We start from the raw sequence: 16,202 nt of genomic DNA, 5'->3' as shown, positions 1-16,202 counted from the left end.
CCGTCCGGAACCGGCCGCGTGACGCGCGGCCCCGGCAGCTAACCTGGAGAGCACAGACGATGTCCCCACTCGAAATCGCCGGCGTGATCGTCAGCGCGCTCGCGATCTGGCTGACCGCGAAGCGGCGCATGCTGTGCTGGCCGGTCGGGCTTGTGTCGGTTGCGCTGTACGGCTGGATCTTCTTCGACGCGAAGCTGTATTCGGACATGCTGCTGCAGGGCGCGTTCGCGGTGCTGCAGGTGTACGGCTGGCATCGCTGGCTCGCGCAGCGCGCCAGCGAGGCCGATGGCAGCGCGGCGCCTGCGGGCGACGTCGCGCCCGTCACGGGCGTGCGGCCGATGCAGATGCTGCCCGACCTGATCGCGGCCGTCGTCGGCAGCGCGCTGCTCGGCGGCATGATGGCGCGCTGGACCGATGCGGCGCTGCCGTTCGTCGATGCATCGTTGACCGCGTTCAGCCTCGTCGCGCAATACTGGACGGCGCGACGCTACATCGCGTCGTGGGGGTTGTGGATCGTCGTGAACGTCGTGTATGTCGGGATGTTCGTGTTCAAGGAACTGTATCTGACGGCCGGACTCTATGCGCTGTTCATCGGGCTGGCCGTCGTCGGCTGGCGCGACTGGAGCCGGACGGCCGCGGCGCTGCGCGCGGCGGCCGGCGGTGCGCTGGCAACGGGCGGCGGCGCGCGCTGATCTCCGCGCCGATCTGAATCAACCACGGAGCAACGTCGTACATGTCATTCCCACTCGAGCCGGACGGATCCCTGTCGCGTGACGTCGCGCCGCCGCAATTCGGTGTCGACGGCGAGCAGGCCGAACGTGACTGGCCGCTGATGACGCACGACGAGGTGGCCGCGGTGCTCGCCCGGATCGACGGCGCCGGCGAGCCGGCGCGGCTGACGTGGCACAGCCCGCGGCAGTTCGCGGCGGCCGTCCTGGTGCAGATGACGGACGGACGCGGGTTGTTCGTCAAGCGTCATCACGTGAGCCTGCGCGATGTCGAAGGGCTCGAGGAGGAGCATCGCTTCATCGCGCATCTGCGCGAGCGCGGCATACCCGTGGCGGACATTCTCGCGGATCGCAACGGCGCGACCGCGTTCGCGTCCGGCGACTGGACCTACGAAGTGCACGTACGGGCGCCCGGCGTCGACCCGTATCGCGGCGTGATGTCGTGGCAGCCGTTCACGCATCCGTCGCATGCATACGCGGCCGGCCGCGCGCTGGCCGAGCTGCATCGCGCGTCGGCCGGCTACGATGCGCCGGCGCGGCCCGTGCGGACGCTGCTGTCGAGCTTCCGCGTGCTGTCGTCCACCGATCTGGCGGGTGCGCTCGAACGTTGGGTCGACGCGCAGCCGCTGCTCGTGCGGGCGCTCGGCGCGCGCGACTGGCGCGGCGACGTGGCCGATGCGATCGGCCCGTATCATGCGCGCCTCGTGCCTTTGCTGCCGGCGCTTACGCCGTTGTGGACACACGGCGACTGGCATGCGTCGAACCTGTTGTGGACCGAGGCGGGGCCCGGCGCGCAGGTGCGGACCGTGCTCGATTTCGGGCTGTCGGATCGCACCTGCGCGGTGATGGACCTCGCGCTGGCGATCGAGCGCAACACGGTCGACTGGATGGCGCCGGCCGATGCGCGCCGCGTCGAGTACGCGCAGATCGACGCGCTGCTCGACGGGTATGAATCGCTCGAACCGCTGGGTGACGAGGCCTATGCGGCACTGGTCGCGCTGCTGCCGATCGTGCATACGGAGTTCGCGCTGTCGGAAGTGGCCTATTTCGGTTGCATCATCGATGCGCCGGCGATCGTCGACATCGCGTACGACGGCTACCTGATCGGTCACGCGCGCTGGTTCGGCGAACGCGACGGGCGGCAACTGCTCGACTGGCTCGTGCAGCGGCGGCGCGCGAAGCGAGGGGCCGTCTGAGCCGTCTGCGGGGGATCGCCGCGCACGCGTGCCGATTCCCCGTGCCACCGCCATCTTCCGTGCGGCCGTCGCGCCGCACGCTCATCGAGTTCTCCTGATCGCCGAAGCGGGGCATGGCTCCCGCGGGGCGCCGCACGCATGCGCGCGGCCGCGCCCAAGATGACGGAATTATCATCTTCGCCTCATGTTCGCACTGCGGCCGGACCGTAGCATCGGTCGCGAACCGTTACCGCAGAACCGAACATGCTCAAGCTCAACCTCGCCGTGGCCGTCGTCTTCGCGATGGCCGCGACGGCTCATGCGCAGCCGTCGCTGTCGCCGGCCCCGGCCCCGGCTGCCTCCGGCAGCGCCGCGCCGATCGGCGCACCGTCCCCCGACGCGCTCCCTTCCACTTCATTGACGCTTTCCGATGCGCTATCGGTCGCGGCCCGGAACAATCCGGCGCTGCGCGGCGCGCGCGCGGACGTCGATGCGTCGGCCGGCGCACTGATGCAGGCCGGCGCGCGTCCCAATCCCGAGGTGTCGTTCCTGCAGGAAGGGTTTCGGCGCGCCGAACGTACGTCGACCGCGCTGATCAACCAGACGATCGAACTCGGCGGCAAGCGCAGCGCGCGGCTCGATGTCGCGTCGTACGGCAGGGAAGCGGCCAATGCATCGCTCGACGAACAAGGCGCCGTCGTGCGCGCCGACGTGATCGCCGCGTTCTACGGGCTGCTCGCCGCGCAGCGCCAGCTTCAGGTGACCGAGGAATCGGCCGCGATCGCCGCGCGTTCCGCGGATCTCGCGAGCCGCCGTGCACAGGCCGGCAAGGTGTCGCCCGTCGAAGCGACCAAGGCGCACGTGGCGGCAGCCGGCGTGCAGATCGAAGTCGTAACCGCGCGCGGCCGTGTCGAGGTTGCACGCGAGAAGCTGAACGCGGTGATGGGCGAAGCACGCAGCGGCCGGCTTGCGGTGCTCGGCGACCTCGAAGCCGTGCCGCCGGTCGAGCCGCTGCCCGCGCTGACCGCGCAGCTCGACGATGCGCCGCTTGCGCGGATCGCGCGTGCCGAGATGTTGCGCTCGAACGCGGCCGTGTCGCTTGAACGCGCACGGCGCATTCCGGACGTGACGATCAGTGCCGGCGTGAAGCGCGTGACCACGGGCGGCGTGCCGGACAACCAGGCCGTGGTCGGCGTGTCGATCCCGATTCCGCTGTTCAACACGAACAAGGGCGCGCTGCTCGAGGCGACGCACAAGGCCGAGCGTGCAAATGCCGATCTCGATCGCGAACGCACGCGCCTGCGGCTGGACCTCACGCAGGCGTATGCGAATTTCGAAGCTGCCGCGCAGGAGGCGCAGCGGCTGAAGGCCGACATCCTGCCGGCCGCGCGCCTCGCGCTCGACGCGATGTCGCGCGGCTACGAGCTCGGGAAGTTCAGCTTCCTCGACGTGCTCGACGCGCAGCGCACGCTGTTCCAGGGCCAGTCGCAATACGTGCGCGCGCTCGCCGATGCGCATACGGCCCGCGCTGACATCGGCCGGCTCGTCGGTACGCCGCTCGCGCAGTAGCGCAACAGACGCCTCATTTACCTGAAGGATCACCATGTCACGCAGCAGAATCCTGATCATCGCGGCGGTCGTGCTCGGCAGTGCCGGGATCGTCATCGGCGCACTCGGCGTCACGCGCAACAGCGGCGGCAACGGCGCGGCCGCGTCGGCCGCTTCCGCAGCCGCTTCATCCGCCGAAGCCGCCGGCGAGCGTGGCGGTGTCGTGCTCAAGCGCGGCAAGCTGTCCGTCGAAATCGTGATGACGGAGAAGCCTGGCGACGCGCGCCTCATCGTGTATCCGTTCGTCGACGGCAAGCCGGCCGACAAGGGCGTCACCGTGTCCGGCACGTTGGTTCGCTACGACCGCACGCACGAACCCTTGCGATTCGACGCGGCCGGCCAGAAGTTCGTGTCCGCGCAGTCGATCGGCAAGCCGCACGTGTTCGATGCGACGATCGACGTGAAGGCGGGCAATGAAGCCGCATCGTTCCCGTTCGCCCGCGCCGACGGCGCGATCGCGCTGACCGACGCCCAGCTCGCGACCTCGAAGATCGCGTTGGCGAAGGCAGGTCCCGCGCAGATCGCGACGCCGTTCCAGTTGCCGGGCGAGATCAAGTTCAACGAGGATCGCACCGCGCACGTGGTGCCGCGCGTGGCCGGCATCGTCGAGCAGGTATCGGTGTCGCTCGGGCAGAACGTCACGAAAGGGCAGGTGCTGGCCGTGATCGCGAGTACCGATCTTGCCGACCGGCGCAGCGAGCTGCTGACGGCCGAGCGCCGGTTGTCGGGCGCTCGCGCGACCTACGAGCGCGAACGCACGCTGTGGAAGGAGCGCATTTCGGCCGAGCAGGACTACCAGCAGGCGCAGGTGCAGTTGCGTGAAGCCGAGATCGCCGTGCAGAACGCGCGGCAGAAGCTCGCTGCACTGAACGCGCCGGTCGGCGCGGGCGCGCTGAACCGCTACGAACTGCGTGCGCCGTTCGCGGGCACGATCGTCGAGAAGCATGCGACGCCGGGCGAAGCGACCGCTGCCGATGCCAGCATGTTCGTGATCTCCGACCTGTCGACGGTATGGGCCGAGATGGCCGTGCCGGCGCAGCGGCTCAATGACGTGCGGGTCGGCCGCGACGCGACGGTCATCGCAACCGCGTTCGAATCGCGTTCGAGCGGCCCGATCGCGTACGTGGGTTCGCTGCTCGGCGAACAGACGCGCACCGCGCCGGCGCGCGTCGTGCTGCCGAACCCGGACGGCGTGTGGCGGCCCGGGATGTTCGTGAACGTGTCGGTCGACGCGGGCAAGCAGGGCGTGCCGCTCGCGGTCGCGAGCGACGCACTGCAGGACGTCGACGGTGCACCTTCCGTCTTCGTGCGCTCGTCGAAGGGCTTCGTCGCGCAGGCCGTCGAGACGGGGAGACGTGACGAACGTGCGACCGAAGTGCTGAAGGGGCTCAAGCCGGGCCAGGAATACGCGGCGTCGAACAGCTTCGTGCTGAAGGCCGAACTCGGCAAGGGGAGCGCGGAACATGAATGAGCGTTACGTGTGTGCCGTTGCACGACTCGCGGCCCGATATGCGGCCCGTTTTCCGGCCCGCCGGGTGACCGGCCGGGCGGCCCGTCCGTCGAGGGTGTCTGTGCCCCGTTTCAAGGAATTCCGTCATGTTTGAGCGCCTGATCCGCTTTGCGATTGCGCACCGCTGGCTCGTGATGCTGGCGATCGCGGCCGTGGCCGCGCTGGGCGTGTTCAGCTACCAGAAGCTGCCGATCGACGCGGTGCCCGACATCACCAACGTGCAGGTCCAGATCAACACGTCGGCGCCGGGCTATTCGCCGCTCGAGGCCGAGCAGCGCATCACCTATCCGGTCGAGACCGTGATGGCCGGTCTGCCGGGCCTCGAGCAGACGCGCTCGATCTCGCGTTACGGGCTGTCGCAGGTCACCGTGATCTTCAAGGACGGCACCGACATCTATTTCGCGCGGCAGCTCGTCAACGAGCGCATCCAGGAAGCGAAGGACAAGCTGCCGGCCGGCATCGCGCCCGCGATGGGGCCGACGTCGACGGGCCTCGGCGAGATCTACCTGTGGACCGTCGAGGCCGACACGGCCGCGCGCAAGCCCGACGGCACGCGCTATACCGCGGCCGACCTGCGCGAGCTGCAGGACTGGGTCGTCCGGCCGCAGCTGCGCAACGTGCGCGGCGTGACCGAGGTGAACTCGATCGGCGGCTACGTGAAGGAGTACCGCGTCGCGCCGAATCCTGCAAAGCTGATGTCGTACGGGCTGACGCTCGCCGACGTCGTGCGCGCGCTGGAACGCAACAACGACAACGTCGGTGCCGGCTACATCGAGAAGCGCGGCGAGCAATACCTCGTGCGCGTGCCGGGCCAGGCACGCACCGTCGACGACATCGCGAACATCGTGCTGACCAACGTCGGTGGCGTGCCGGTACGGATGAAGGACGTCGGGCTGGTCGATATCGGCCGCGAGCTGCGCACCGGCGCGGCGACGTCGGACGGCGAGGAGGTCGTGCTTGGCACGGTCTTCATGCTGATGGGCGAGAACAGCCGCACGGTCGCGAAGGCCGTTGCCGCGAAGATGGAGGACGTGAACCGCACGCTGCCGTCCGGCGTGAAGGCGATTCCGGTGTACGACCGCACCGTGCTCGTCGAGAAGGCCGTCGCGACGGTGAAGAAGAACCTGCTCGAAGGCGCGATCCTCGTGATCGCCGTGCTGTTCCTGTTCCTCGGCAACATGCGCGCGGCGCTGATCACCGCGCTCGTGATCCCGCTGTCGATGCTGATGACCTTCACCGGGATGGTGAACGCGAAGGTGAGCGCGAACCTGATGAGCCTCGGCGCGCTCGACTTCGGGATCATCGTCGACGGCGCGGTGGTGATCGTCGAGAACTGCGTGAGGCGGCTTGCGCACGCGCAGGCCGCCGCCGGCCGGCCGCTCACGCGTGACGAGCGTTTCGCGGAGGTGTTTGGTGCGTCGCAGGAAGCGCGTCGCGCGCTGATCTTCGGGCAACTGATCATCATGGTCGTGTACCTGCCGATCTTTGCGCTGACCGGCGTCGAAGGCAAGATGTTCCACCCGATGGCCATTACCGTCGTGATGGCGCTCGCGGCCGCGATGGTGCTGACCGTCACGTTCATTCCGGCGGCCGTCGCGCTGTTCATCGGCGAGCGCGTCGAGGAGAAGGAGAACCGGCTGATGGGCTGGGCGCGGCGCGCGTACGAGCCGGCGCTCGCTGCGTTCATGACGCGTCCGGCGCGCGTGATGATCGGCGCGGGCGCGATCGTGCTGGTCACGCTCGGGCTCTCCACGCGGCTCGGCAGCGAGTTCATCCCGAGCCTCAACGAAGGCGACCTGGCCGTGTCCGCGCTGCGGATTCCCGGCACGAGCCTGTCGCAGTCGGTGGAGATGCAGAAATCGATCGAGAAGACGCTGAAGGCGCGCTTCCCCGAGATCGAGCGCGTGTTCGCGCGCACCGGCACGGCCGAGATCGCGGCCGACCCGATGCCGCCGAACCTGTCGGACGGCTACATCATGCTGAAGCCTGCCGACAAGTGGCCCGACCCGAAGAAGCCGCGCGACCAGCTCGTGCGCGAGATCGAGGACGCGCTCGCCGAGCTGCCGGGCAACGCCTACGAGTTCTCGCAGCCGATCCAGCTGCGCTTCAACGAACTGATTTCGGGCGTGCGCAGCGACGTCGCCGTGAAGATCTTCGGCGACGACATGGTTGTGCTGAACCAGACCGGCGAGCAGATCGCGGCCGCGCTGCAGAAGGTCCCGGGCGCGTCGGAGGTGAAGGTCGAGCAGACCACCGGCCTGCCCGTGCTGACCGTCAACCTCGACCGCGACAAGCTCGCGCGCTACGGCGTGAGCGTTGCGGACCTGCAGGACTCGGTGGCCGCGGCCGTCGGCGGGCAGAAGGCCGGCACGCTGTTCCAGGGCGACCGCCGCTTCGACATCGTCGTGCGGCTGCCCGACGAGCTGCGCTCGGACATCGAGGCGATCAAGCGGCTGCCGATCGCGCTGCCCGCACCGGCGGCCGGCGCCAGCGCACCGCTCGCGGCGGCGCCGTACGTGCCGCTCGCAGAGCTCGCGACGATCGACGTCGCGCCGGGCCCGAACCAGATCAGCCGCGAGGACGGCAAGCGGCGAGTGGTCGTCAGCGCGAACGTGCGCGGGCGCGACGTCGGCTCATTCGTCGCCGATGCGCGCGAGCAGCTGCAGCAGGATGTGCGCGTGCCGGCCGGTTACTGGGTGTCGTGGGGCGGCCAGTTCGAGCAGTTGCAAAGCGCGAGCGAGCGCCTGAAGCTCGTCGTGCCGCTCGCGCTGTTCATGGTGTTCGTGCTGCTGTTCGTGATGTTCAACAACGTGAAGGACGGGTTGCTCGTGTTCACCGGCATTCCGTTCGCGCTGAGCGGTGGCGTCGTATCGCTGTGGCTGCGCGGGATTCCGCTGTCGATCACGGCGGCGGTCGGCTTCATCGCGCTGTCGGGCGTGGCCGTGCTCAACGGGCTCGTGATGATCTCGTTCATCCGCAACCTGCGCGACGAAGGGATGCCGCTCGAGGCCGCCGTGCGCGAAGGCGCGCTTACGCGGCTGAGGCCGGTGCTGATGACCGCGCTCGTCGCGTCGCTCGGCTTCCTGCCGATGGCGTTCGCGACCGGCACCGGCGCCGAGGTACAGCGCCCGCTCGCGACGGTCGTGATCGGCGGTATCCTGTCGTCCACGGCGCTGACGCTGCTGGTGCTGCCCGTGCTGTACCGTGTCAGCCATGCGGTGTCGTGGCGCGCGGCGTTGCGCGGCGGCTTCGGCTCGGGCGTGCTGCGCCGGCTGGGTTTCTTCAAGGGTAATGCGTGATGCGAATTCTGATTGTCGAAGATGAACCGAAGACGGGCGCGTACCTGCGCAAGGGTCTCACCGAGGCCGGCTATGTCGTCGACTGGGTCGAGGACGGCATCACGGGCCAGCACCAGGCCGAGACCGAGGAGTACGACCTGCTCGTGCTCGACGTGATGCTGCCCGGGCAGGACGGCTGGACGCTGCTGCAGAACCTGCGGCGCAGCAAGTCGACGCCCGTGCTGTTCCTGACCGCGCGCGACGATGTCGGCGATCGCGTGAAGGGGCTCGAGCTCGGCGCCGACGACTATCTCGCGAAGCCGTTCGACTTCGTCGAGCTGACCGCGCGCATCAAGTCGATCCTGCGGCGCGGCCAGCCGCGCGATTCGAACACGCTGCGCGTGGCCGACCTCGAACTCGACCTGACGCGCCGCAAGGCCACCCGGCAGGGCGACACGATCCTGCTGACCGCGAAGGAATTCGCGCTGCTGTGGCTGCTGATGCGCCGCGAGGGCGAGATCCTGCCGCGCGCGACGATCGCGTCGCAGGTGTGGGACATGAATTTCAACAGCGACACGAACGTCGTCGATTCGGCGATCCGGCGCCTGCGCTCGAAGATCGACGACGCGTACGATCCGAAGCTGATCCACACCGTGCGCGGGATGGGCTACGTGCTCGAGGCGCGCGGCGGCAGCGCGACATGATCGCGCGCCTGCTGCCGCGTACGCTGCGCGGACGCCTGACCGCGCTGATCATCCTGTCGACGTCGGTAATCCTCGCGTCGAGCGGTGTTGCACTCTATGAAGCGCTGAGCAATCGCGTCGAAACGACGGCGGCCGAGCAGATGGCCGGCATTTCCGCCGCGTTGGGCGCGCACCTGGGCGAAGCGCGCTCGACCGCCGACGTCGCGCGCAATACCGATATCTGGATCGACCAGTTGCACGGCCATCCGAACATGGATCTCGCGATCTTCGATGCCACGGGTACGCGCCTGGTCGGCACGCTCGGCTTCCGCCTGGTTGCGCCGCTCATGTCGCTGGATGCGGGGCGCGTGCCGGTCGGCGTCGCGCCGCCCGGCGCGCGGCACCAGTATCTGGTGACGAATGTGCCGCTGGCCGGCGCGGGCGCGCCCGTGGTGCGCGTCGTGGTGCAGTACGACCGCAGCGCCGACGTGCTGTTGCTGCGCACGCACGCTTATACGATCGTCGTGATCGAGGTGTTCGGCGTGGTGCTCGCGGCCGCGTTCGCGTACGGCATCGCGGCGCTCGGGTTGAGCCCGCTGCGGCGGTTCGCGGCACGCGCCGAGCAGATGTCGACGAGCCGGCTCGCCCATCCGCTGCCGGCGCTCGATACGGCCGGCGAGTTGAAGGAGCTCGAGCATGCGTTCAACGGGATGCTCGAGCGGCTGAGCGAATCGTTCACGCGGCTGAGCCAGTTCTCGTCGAATCTCGCGCACGACATGCGCACGCCGCTCACGAACCTGCAGGCGGCTGCACAAGTCGTGCTGTCGCAGCCGCGCAGCGCGGATGAATACCGGAACGTGATCGAGTCGAGCATCGACGAATACCAGCGGCTGTCACGGATGATCGAGGACATGCTGTTTCTCGCGCGTTCGGAACAGGCCGGCACGTCAATCAGCGTGCGGCGCCTGGATGCGTCGGAAGAGGCGGCGCGCGTCGCCGGCTACTACGAGCCGCTTGCGGAGGATGCCGGCGTGACCGTGAAGGTCGACGGCCATGCGTGGGTCGATGCGGATCTGACGCTGTATCAGCGCGCGCTGAGCAACTTGCTGTCGAATGCGCTGGCCTACGCGCCGCGCGGCAGCATCGTGGCGATCGATTGCGTGGAGCAGGGCGGTGCGACGACGATCGCCGTGTCGGATACGGGGCCCGGTATTGCCGCGGAGCATGTCGGGCGGATCTTCGAGCGTTTCTATCGCGTCGATCCGTCTCGGCACAATTCGGCGTCGGGTACCGGGCTCGGCCTCGCGATCGTCCGGTCGATCATGGACAACCACGGCGGCGAATGCGGCGTCGACAGCGACCCCGGCCGCCGCACGACGTTCTGGCTGCGCTTTCCACGCCAGCCGGCCGAACTGAAACGGCCGGCGGCCATCAGTACCTGACACCGCGGGCGGGCACGCCCGCGCGTTCGCCATGAGGCGGCCGCGCGCGGTGCGCTGCCCGCGGTCGTGTGGCCGAGCGTCATTACCGCGCGGTCAGGTTGTCGTGATTGTCGGTCTGCGGCTTTTTCTCGCCGCCATGCACCGAAATCCCGTGAAGCTCCTTGTTGCGTGCGATGAGCTCGCCGGTCGGCGGGTATTGCGTCTTGCTCGTCGGCACGACGCCGTCGTGCTGTGCCTGCTTCAGTTCATTGACGACCTGCGTGCGGGTCTTGCCCTGCGTTTGCGTCTGCGCGAACGCGGCCTGCGTGGTCATGCCGAGCGACAGCGTGGCGGTGACGAACAGTGCTGCGAGTTTTGCCGTTTTCATTGAGTGCTCTCCTTGATCAGGGCCGCCGGGTGGCGAACCATGTACCCAGTATGCGAAAGCAGCCGTGCGTGATCGTGATCGCGAGATGAAAAAATCGTCAGATTGCGTCACGCGGAGATGCACCGTTCGGATGCGACCGACATGACGCAATCGTCATGTTCGCGTCATGGGCGCGTTGATCGGGAAGCGGAACATGAAGTCTGCCGAGGGTCGATGTGGCCGGCGGCATTCGCGCCGTTCGCGACAGCTGTATGGAAAGCGGGCGGCCCTGTTCTGACTTTCACACCGGACTTGAAAAGTGCATCGTCCCGCCATTCGCCTAGCCTTGATCGCAGTCCTGATTGTCCCGTTGTTCGCGGGCTGCGCATCGACACGTTCCGGCACAACGCCAACCGCGCAGGCGGCACCGGCCGCCGCGGAAAAGCCGGTGCCGGCCGACCTCATGCCCGGCGAGCAGATCGACTATGCCGGGCATCGCTGCGGCAATCCGAACCTGTACGTGAAAACGCACAACTGCCTGTTTCCACAGCGCAATTCAACGCCCTGATCATCGGCGCGCAACCAAAAAAGAAGCCCGGCACTCGACGTGTCCGGGCTTAACGCGTGACGTGCCGTGCGGCAGCGACCCGCTTGCGTGGTCTGGAACGGGCGCTGCCCGTCACGTTTCCGATCGTAGCGATACGACGCTTCGCGAAGCTGATCGGAACATGAAATTTTCGTCACGTTGCGCGCGTATCGCCGCCGCGATCAGAACCGGTGGCGCAGCCCGAGATTGACGATGCCCTGCGTGCGCGTGCCGCCATAGCCATACGAGCCGATCGACGCCTGCGCCGTTTGCGTGCCGCCGTCGAGCGTGCGCTGCTCGCCGTTCGCGCGTTGCCATGCACCGACCGCGTAAAGGTCGGTACGCTTCGACAGCACGTAATCGGCGCCGGCGGACACCTGATGGTAAGTCGCGCTCGTATCGCCGCGGGCACGCGTGTAGCTGTAGCCGACACCGACGAGCAGGCTGGGCGTCGCCTGGTAGTTGAAGAATCCGCGCGCGGTGTCGTACTTCTGCGTGCTCCGAAACGCGGACATCGCATCGGCCTTGTACAGCGCGTTGCTGTAGTCGATGCCGACCGCGAACGGCGCGAAGTTGTAGCGCAACGCACCGCGCGCGATGCCGATCGATTTCGCCGAGATGTAGCCGCCATTGACCAGCGACCCGTCGAATGTGCCGTCGGAGGTGCCGTTCCAGCCGGTGCGGATGCCGTTGGCGAGCGATGAACGATTGGCCGCGTAGTAATAGCCGCCAGCCAGGTCGACCGGGCCGTTGCTGTACGACAGGCCGGCCGACCAGGTTTGCCCGGCGCCGCTCTTGCCGGCCACGCCGCCGAGCGCGTACATGCCGACGAACTGGAATCCGTTGATCATGGGCGACGTGTATTTCACCGCGTTGTCGGTGCGCGACGACGTGTCGTAGTTGTCGACGTCGCCGGGTGTCGCATAGACACTGCCGAAGTAGAAGTCGCCGGTGACCGGCCATGCGACATCCGCGAGCGCGTCGTACTGGCGGCCGAGCGTCAGCGTGCCCCAGCGCGCGCTTTCGAGGCCGACGAATGCCTGCCGGCCGAACATCCGGTTGCCTTGCCCGAGCGCGCCGGTGTTCGGGTTGAAGCCGTTTTCCAGCGTGAAGATCGCTTTCAACCCGCCGCCCAGATCTTCCGCGCCCTTCACGCCGAAGCGGTTGCCGAGCAGGTTGCCGTTGCCGAGGCCGACGAGATTCTTGCCTTCCGCGTTGGCGTTCCATACATAAGTCAGCGACGTATCGAACAGGCCGTACAGCGTGACTTCCGACGCGTGTGCCGCGTGAGCGGTCGCGAGCAGCGCCCCCGACATCATGGCGAGCCGAACTGGAGTTTTCATGGTGTGCCCCTGAGGTTCAAGATGATCGTTTCGTGCATTGGTCGATTCCGCGCCGCGCGTTGTGCTGGCGGGCGCGGAATATCGCAATCGCGCTGCCGATTCTGGAAAGCGTTCGGATCGTGAAGGTGAGGGACAAATGAGAAAAATGTCATCGCCGCGTCATGGGCGCAGACGCCCAGGACGATTTTTCATTCGCAGTGCGATGCAGGGCATGTTGCGGCGGTGACGAAACCGTCATGCTGCGATCACGATTCCGCACCGCCGCCGGATCAAAGTGAAGGCTCCTGTCACGGATTACCAGCAAGGAGCGAACAGCATGAACATTCCGCGACCGATGATTGTCATCGCCGCTGCCGCACTGTCGATTGCGGCCTTCTCGCAAGCGGTGGCCGCGCAGCAGAAGACCCGGCAGGAAGTCCGTCAGGAACTGGTGCGTGCGCGCCACGACGGCGTGATCCCGAGCCCGAATCACGACTACCCGGCGAGCCCGGCCACCGTCGCACGCAACCAGGAGATCCATCGCGCGACGGTGCATCGCGACGAGGCGGCGCCGCTGGTCGATGCGCACGACAACCGTTTTACGGTTCGTTGATCGTTCATTCGCGGCCGACCGGCGCGCTGCCCGTCGGCTGCAACCCACACGAAGAGGAGAGTGCCATGCGTCATTTCGCGAAAGGAATCGTGCTCGCGGCGTGCCTGATGTCGACGGCCGCGATGGCGGCCGGCTGGCCGGAACGTGCGCTGTCGCACGCGTCGGCGCATGATGTCGGCCGGCGTGCGAACGAGCGGATGCGCTGCGAGTTCGCGGCCGTGCCGGCAGGCGCGTGGAGCGCGACGTTCACGCAAGGGCAATGCGAGGTCGACAACGGCCGGCTGACGCTCGTGCCGGCCGATGCAGGCGGCGGATCGAATGTCGCGGAGAAGCGGATCCTGCTCGGCGACATCCGCACCGCGTCGTATCAGTCACGCAAGCTGAAGGAGCAACTGCAACTGACGACAGGTGATGAAGTGATCGCGCTGAACGTGCTGACCGACGACGGCAGCCGCAAGTCGCGCGAACATGCGATCGATCTGTGGGCCGCGCTGCGCAACGAAGGCGTGACGCCCGCCAACGGCACGCGCATCGTCGATACGTATCCAACCGGCGCGACCACGTGGTAGCCGGTGTGCGCCTGGCTTATCCGGCCTTCACCGATCCTTCGATCAGGAAGAACACGATGAAGCCGATGAAGAACGCGGCCGTCGCGAACGGCGTTTCGGGTACCTCGTGCGCTTCGACCAGCAGTTCTTCGGTGACGAGGTACAGCAGCGCGACGGTGCCCAGTCCGAGCAGCGCCGCGTAGATATTGGGCGGAAGTCCGGCGAACACCGCGTTGCCGGCCACGGCCGCGAGGCTCAGCAGCGCCGCGAGCCCGACCGGCACGACGATCGATAGCAGGCGGCCGATGCCGGCGGCCGCCAGCGCCGCGCTGACCGACAGCGCGAGGAACAGCACCTCGAGCGTCAGCGCGACGGTCAGGATGATGCCGCTTTCGTCGCTCGCGGAGAACGCGATGCCGAGCACGAGGCCGTCGATGACGAGGTCGATTGCGGTGACGATGATCAGGCTCACGGGCAGCCGCGCTTCCTCGAAGCGCGTCTCGATCGCACCCGACAGCGCACGGATCGCGAGCATCAGCGCGATGCCGAGCACGAAGCCGACGACGACCGGAAACAGCGCATGCGCGCGGTCCTGCGGCAGCAGTTCGAGCGCCGCTGCCGCGAACACGATGCCGCCGGTGAAATGCTGGATGACGCTGGACGTTTTCGGGCCGGGTGCGCGCCAGGCGGCCGCGAGGGCGCCGAAACAAGCCGCCAGCACGGGCGGTAACGTAAGCAGCGCAAGCTTCGCGGTCGGTGTCATGAGGCCTCTCGGACGGTTGGCGTACCGCGGCGGGCTCAGCGTCTGGCTGCCCGGCGGCATGGTACGGTTGGTTCGTACACGCCGGGCGTTGCCCCGGCATCAACCGGGGATTGAACACCTTGAAGCCGCTTCAAGGTCAACACATTCGATGCAGGGCGCACCGGCAAGCCGGCGCGCCCGTGCCGGTCAAAGCTGCGCGAGCGCCTGGTCGAGATCGGCGAGCAGGTCGTCGATATGCTCGATGCCGATCGACAGCCGCACCGTTTCTTCCTTCACGCCGGCCTTCGCGAGTTCGGCCGGCGACAGTTGCCGGTGCGTCGTCGATGCCGGGTGCGTCGCGAGCGATTTCGTGTCGCCGATGTTGACGAGCCGCGTGAACAGCTTCAGCGCGTCCTGGAATTTCGCACCGCCGTCGCGGCCGCCCTTCACGCCGAACGTCAGGATGCCCGGCGCGCGACCCGACAGGTAGCGCGCGACGAGCGGATGGTCGGGGTGATCGGGCAGGCCCGCGTAGTTCACCCATTCGACGTTTTCGTGGCGCGCGAGATGCTGCGCGATCTTCAGCGCGTTGTCGCTGATCCGCTCGACGCGCAGCGCCAGTGTTTCAATGCCCTGCAGGATCTGGAACGCATTGAACGGCGAGATCGCCGCGCCCATGTTGCGCAGCGGCACCACGCGCGCGCGACCGATATAGGCGGCCGGCCCGAACGCTTCCGTGTAGACGACGCCGTGATAGCTGACGTCGGGCTCGTTCAGCCGCTTGAAGCGGTCCGCATGCTCGGCCCACGGGAACTTGCCCGAATCGACGATCGCGCCGCCGAGGCTCGTGCCGTGCCCGCCGAGATACTTCGTCAGCGAATGCACGACGATATCCGCGCCGTGCTCGAACGGGCGCAGCAGGTACGGCGACGGCACCGTGTTGTCGACGATCAGCGGGATGCCGTGGCGATGCGCGACTTCCGCGAGCGCGGCGATGTCGGTGACGTTGCCGAGCGGGTTGCCGACCGATTCCGCGAAGATCGCCTTCGTGCGCGCGTCGATCAGCGGCTCGAACGATGCGGGTTCGCGCGGATCGGCGAAGCGCGTCGTGATCCCGTATTGCGGCAGCGTATGTGCGAACAGGTTGTAGGTGCCGCCGTACAGCGAACTCGCGGACACGATGTTGTCGCCGGCTTCGGCGATCGTCTGGATCGCGTACGTGACGGCCGATTGCCCCGATGCAAGCGCCAGCGCGCCGATGCCGCCCTCGAGCGCGGCGATCCGCTGCTCGAGCACGTCCGTCGTCGGGTTCATGATCCGCGTGTAGATGTTGCCCTGGACCTTCAGGTCGAACAGATCGGCGCCGTGCTGCGTGTCGTCGAATGCGTACGCAACGGTCTGGTAGATCGGTACGGCGACTGCGCGCGTGGTCGGGTCGGGACGATAACCGCCGTGCACGGCGATGGTTTCGAGACGCCAGTTCGATACGGCCTGATCGGTCATGGGTGCTCCTTCTGTTGTTGTGGTGGTCGAGCGATTATAGGAGCACGTGCGCGGCTACCCTTAGAACGAATGGTTTGTTGCTTATGGCGGCGCGGCGCATAAAATGCCTGTTCCGCAA

At 67.6% G+C, this 16,202-nt stretch carries 14 protein-coding genes; 10 read left to right on the top strand and 4 right to left on the bottom strand.

All coding sequences use genetic code 11. The annotated features are described in order from the left end of the window. Nucleotides 1-59: 59 nt before the first annotated feature. The 7 genes from pnuC to BCO18175_RS01975 all read left to right on the top strand — a co-directional run bounded on the left by pnuC (nt 60) and on the right by BCO18175_RS01975 (nt 10,424). The gene (gene pnuC, locus BCO18175_RS02005) at nt 60-692 is read left to right on the top strand and encodes a nicotinamide riboside transporter PnuC (RefSeq protein WP_174979116.1); all 633 of its coding nucleotides are present in this window, start codon (nt 60-62) and stop codon (nt 690-692) included. Nucleotides 693-733: 41 nt separating this feature from the next. Beyond that, the gene (locus BCO18175_RS02000) at nt 734-1,924 is read left to right on the top strand and encodes a phosphotransferase enzyme family protein (RefSeq protein WP_174979115.1); all 1,191 of its coding nucleotides are present in this window, start codon (nt 734-736) and stop codon (nt 1,922-1,924) included. A gap of 243 nt (nt 1,925-2,167) precedes the next feature. Then, nucleotides 2,168-3,472: a TolC family protein gene (locus tag BCO18175_RS01995; RefSeq protein WP_174979114.1), complete on the top strand. Its 1,305-nt coding sequence runs from the start codon at nt 2,168-2,170 to the stop codon at nt 3,470-3,472. A 34-nt stretch (nt 3,473-3,506) separates the two neighbouring features. Beyond that, entirely contained in the window at nt 3,507-4,982 is a 1,476-nt protein-coding gene (locus tag BCO18175_RS01990; protein WP_174979113.1) for an efflux RND transporter periplasmic adaptor subunit, read from the top strand. 125 nt (nt 4,983-5,107) lie between these two features. Then, nucleotides 5,108-8,320 carry an efflux RND transporter permease subunit gene (locus BCO18175_RS01985; protein WP_174979112.1) on the top strand — a complete coding sequence of 1,071 codons (3,213 nt, stop codon included), beginning with the start codon at nt 5,108-5,110 and terminating at the stop codon, nt 8,318-8,320. Continuing rightward, nucleotides 8,320-9,003 carry a heavy metal response regulator transcription factor IrlR gene (irlR, locus tag BCO18175_RS01980; protein WP_089497548.1) on the top strand — a complete coding sequence of 228 codons (684 nt, stop codon included), beginning with the start codon at nt 8,320-8,322 and terminating at the stop codon, nt 9,001-9,003. The genes BCO18175_RS01985 and irlR overlap by 1 nt, the downstream gene beginning before the upstream one ends. Then, on the top strand, nt 9,000-10,424 hold the full coding sequence (locus BCO18175_RS01975) for a heavy metal sensor histidine kinase (protein WP_174979111.1): 1,425 nt from the start codon (nt 9,000-9,002) through the stop codon (nt 10,422-10,424). The genes irlR and BCO18175_RS01975 overlap by 4 nt, the downstream gene beginning before the upstream one ends. 82 nt (nt 10,425-10,506) lie before the next feature. On the opposite strand, the gene BCO18175_RS01970 is transcribed toward BCO18175_RS01975, so the two are convergent. Beyond that, nucleotides 10,507-10,791, bottom strand: a complete 285-nt coding sequence (locus BCO18175_RS01970; RefSeq protein WP_174916083.1) for a DUF4148 domain-containing protein — start codon at nt 10,789-10,791, stop codon at nt 10,507-10,509. A 298-nt stretch (nt 10,792-11,089) separates the two neighbouring features. Here BCO18175_RS01970 and BCO18175_RS01965 point away from each other — a divergent pair, with 298 nt between their 5' ends. Then, nucleotides 11,090-11,338 carry a hypothetical protein gene (locus tag BCO18175_RS01965; protein WP_254607943.1) on the top strand — a complete coding sequence of 83 codons (249 nt, stop codon included), beginning with the start codon at nt 11,090-11,092 and terminating at the stop codon, nt 11,336-11,338. Between the two features lie 200 nt (nt 11,339-11,538). Here BCO18175_RS01965 and BCO18175_RS01960 read toward each other — a convergent pair whose 3' ends face one another. Further along, the gene (locus tag BCO18175_RS01960; RefSeq protein ID WP_174979110.1) at nt 11,539-12,699 is read right to left on the bottom strand and encodes a porin; all 1,161 of its coding nucleotides are present in this window, start codon (nt 12,697-12,699) and stop codon (nt 11,539-11,541) included. A 316-nt stretch (nt 12,700-13,015) separates the two neighbouring features. Here BCO18175_RS01960 and BCO18175_RS01955 point away from each other — a divergent pair, with 316 nt between their 5' ends. Together BCO18175_RS01955 and BCO18175_RS01950 are read left to right on the top strand one after the other, a co-directional pair. Beyond that, a complete protein-coding gene (locus tag BCO18175_RS01955) occupies nt 13,016-13,291 on the top strand; it encodes a DUF4148 domain-containing protein (protein WP_174979109.1) in 276 nt (91 codons plus the stop codon). A gap of 65 nt (nt 13,292-13,356) precedes the next feature. Then, nucleotides 13,357-13,860: a hypothetical protein gene (locus tag BCO18175_RS01950; RefSeq protein ID WP_174979108.1), complete on the top strand. Its 504-nt coding sequence runs from the start codon at nt 13,357-13,359 to the stop codon at nt 13,858-13,860. A gap of 16 nt (nt 13,861-13,876) precedes the next feature. Here BCO18175_RS01950 and BCO18175_RS01945 read toward each other — a convergent pair whose 3' ends face one another. Further along, on the bottom strand, nt 13,877-14,602 hold the full coding sequence (locus tag BCO18175_RS01945) for a ZIP family metal transporter (RefSeq protein ID WP_174979107.1): 726 nt from the start codon (nt 14,600-14,602) through the stop codon (nt 13,877-13,879). Nucleotides 14,603-14,788: 186 nt separating this feature from the next. Further along, complete coding sequence (locus tag BCO18175_RS01940; RefSeq protein WP_174979106.1) at nt 14,789-16,084, bottom strand: O-acetylhomoserine aminocarboxypropyltransferase/cysteine synthase family protein; 1,296 nt, start codon at nt 16,082-16,084, stop codon at nt 14,789-14,791. Nucleotides 16,085-16,202 lie beyond the last annotated feature (118 nt).

It is taken from the genome of Burkholderia lata, from assembly GCF_902499335.1.
Classification (GTDB): Bacteria; Pseudomonadota; Gammaproteobacteria; order Burkholderiales; family Burkholderiaceae; genus Burkholderia; species Burkholderia lata_B.
Note: the sequence above shows the minus strand (reverse complement) of the source record. Positions and strands in the feature narration are given on the sequence as shown.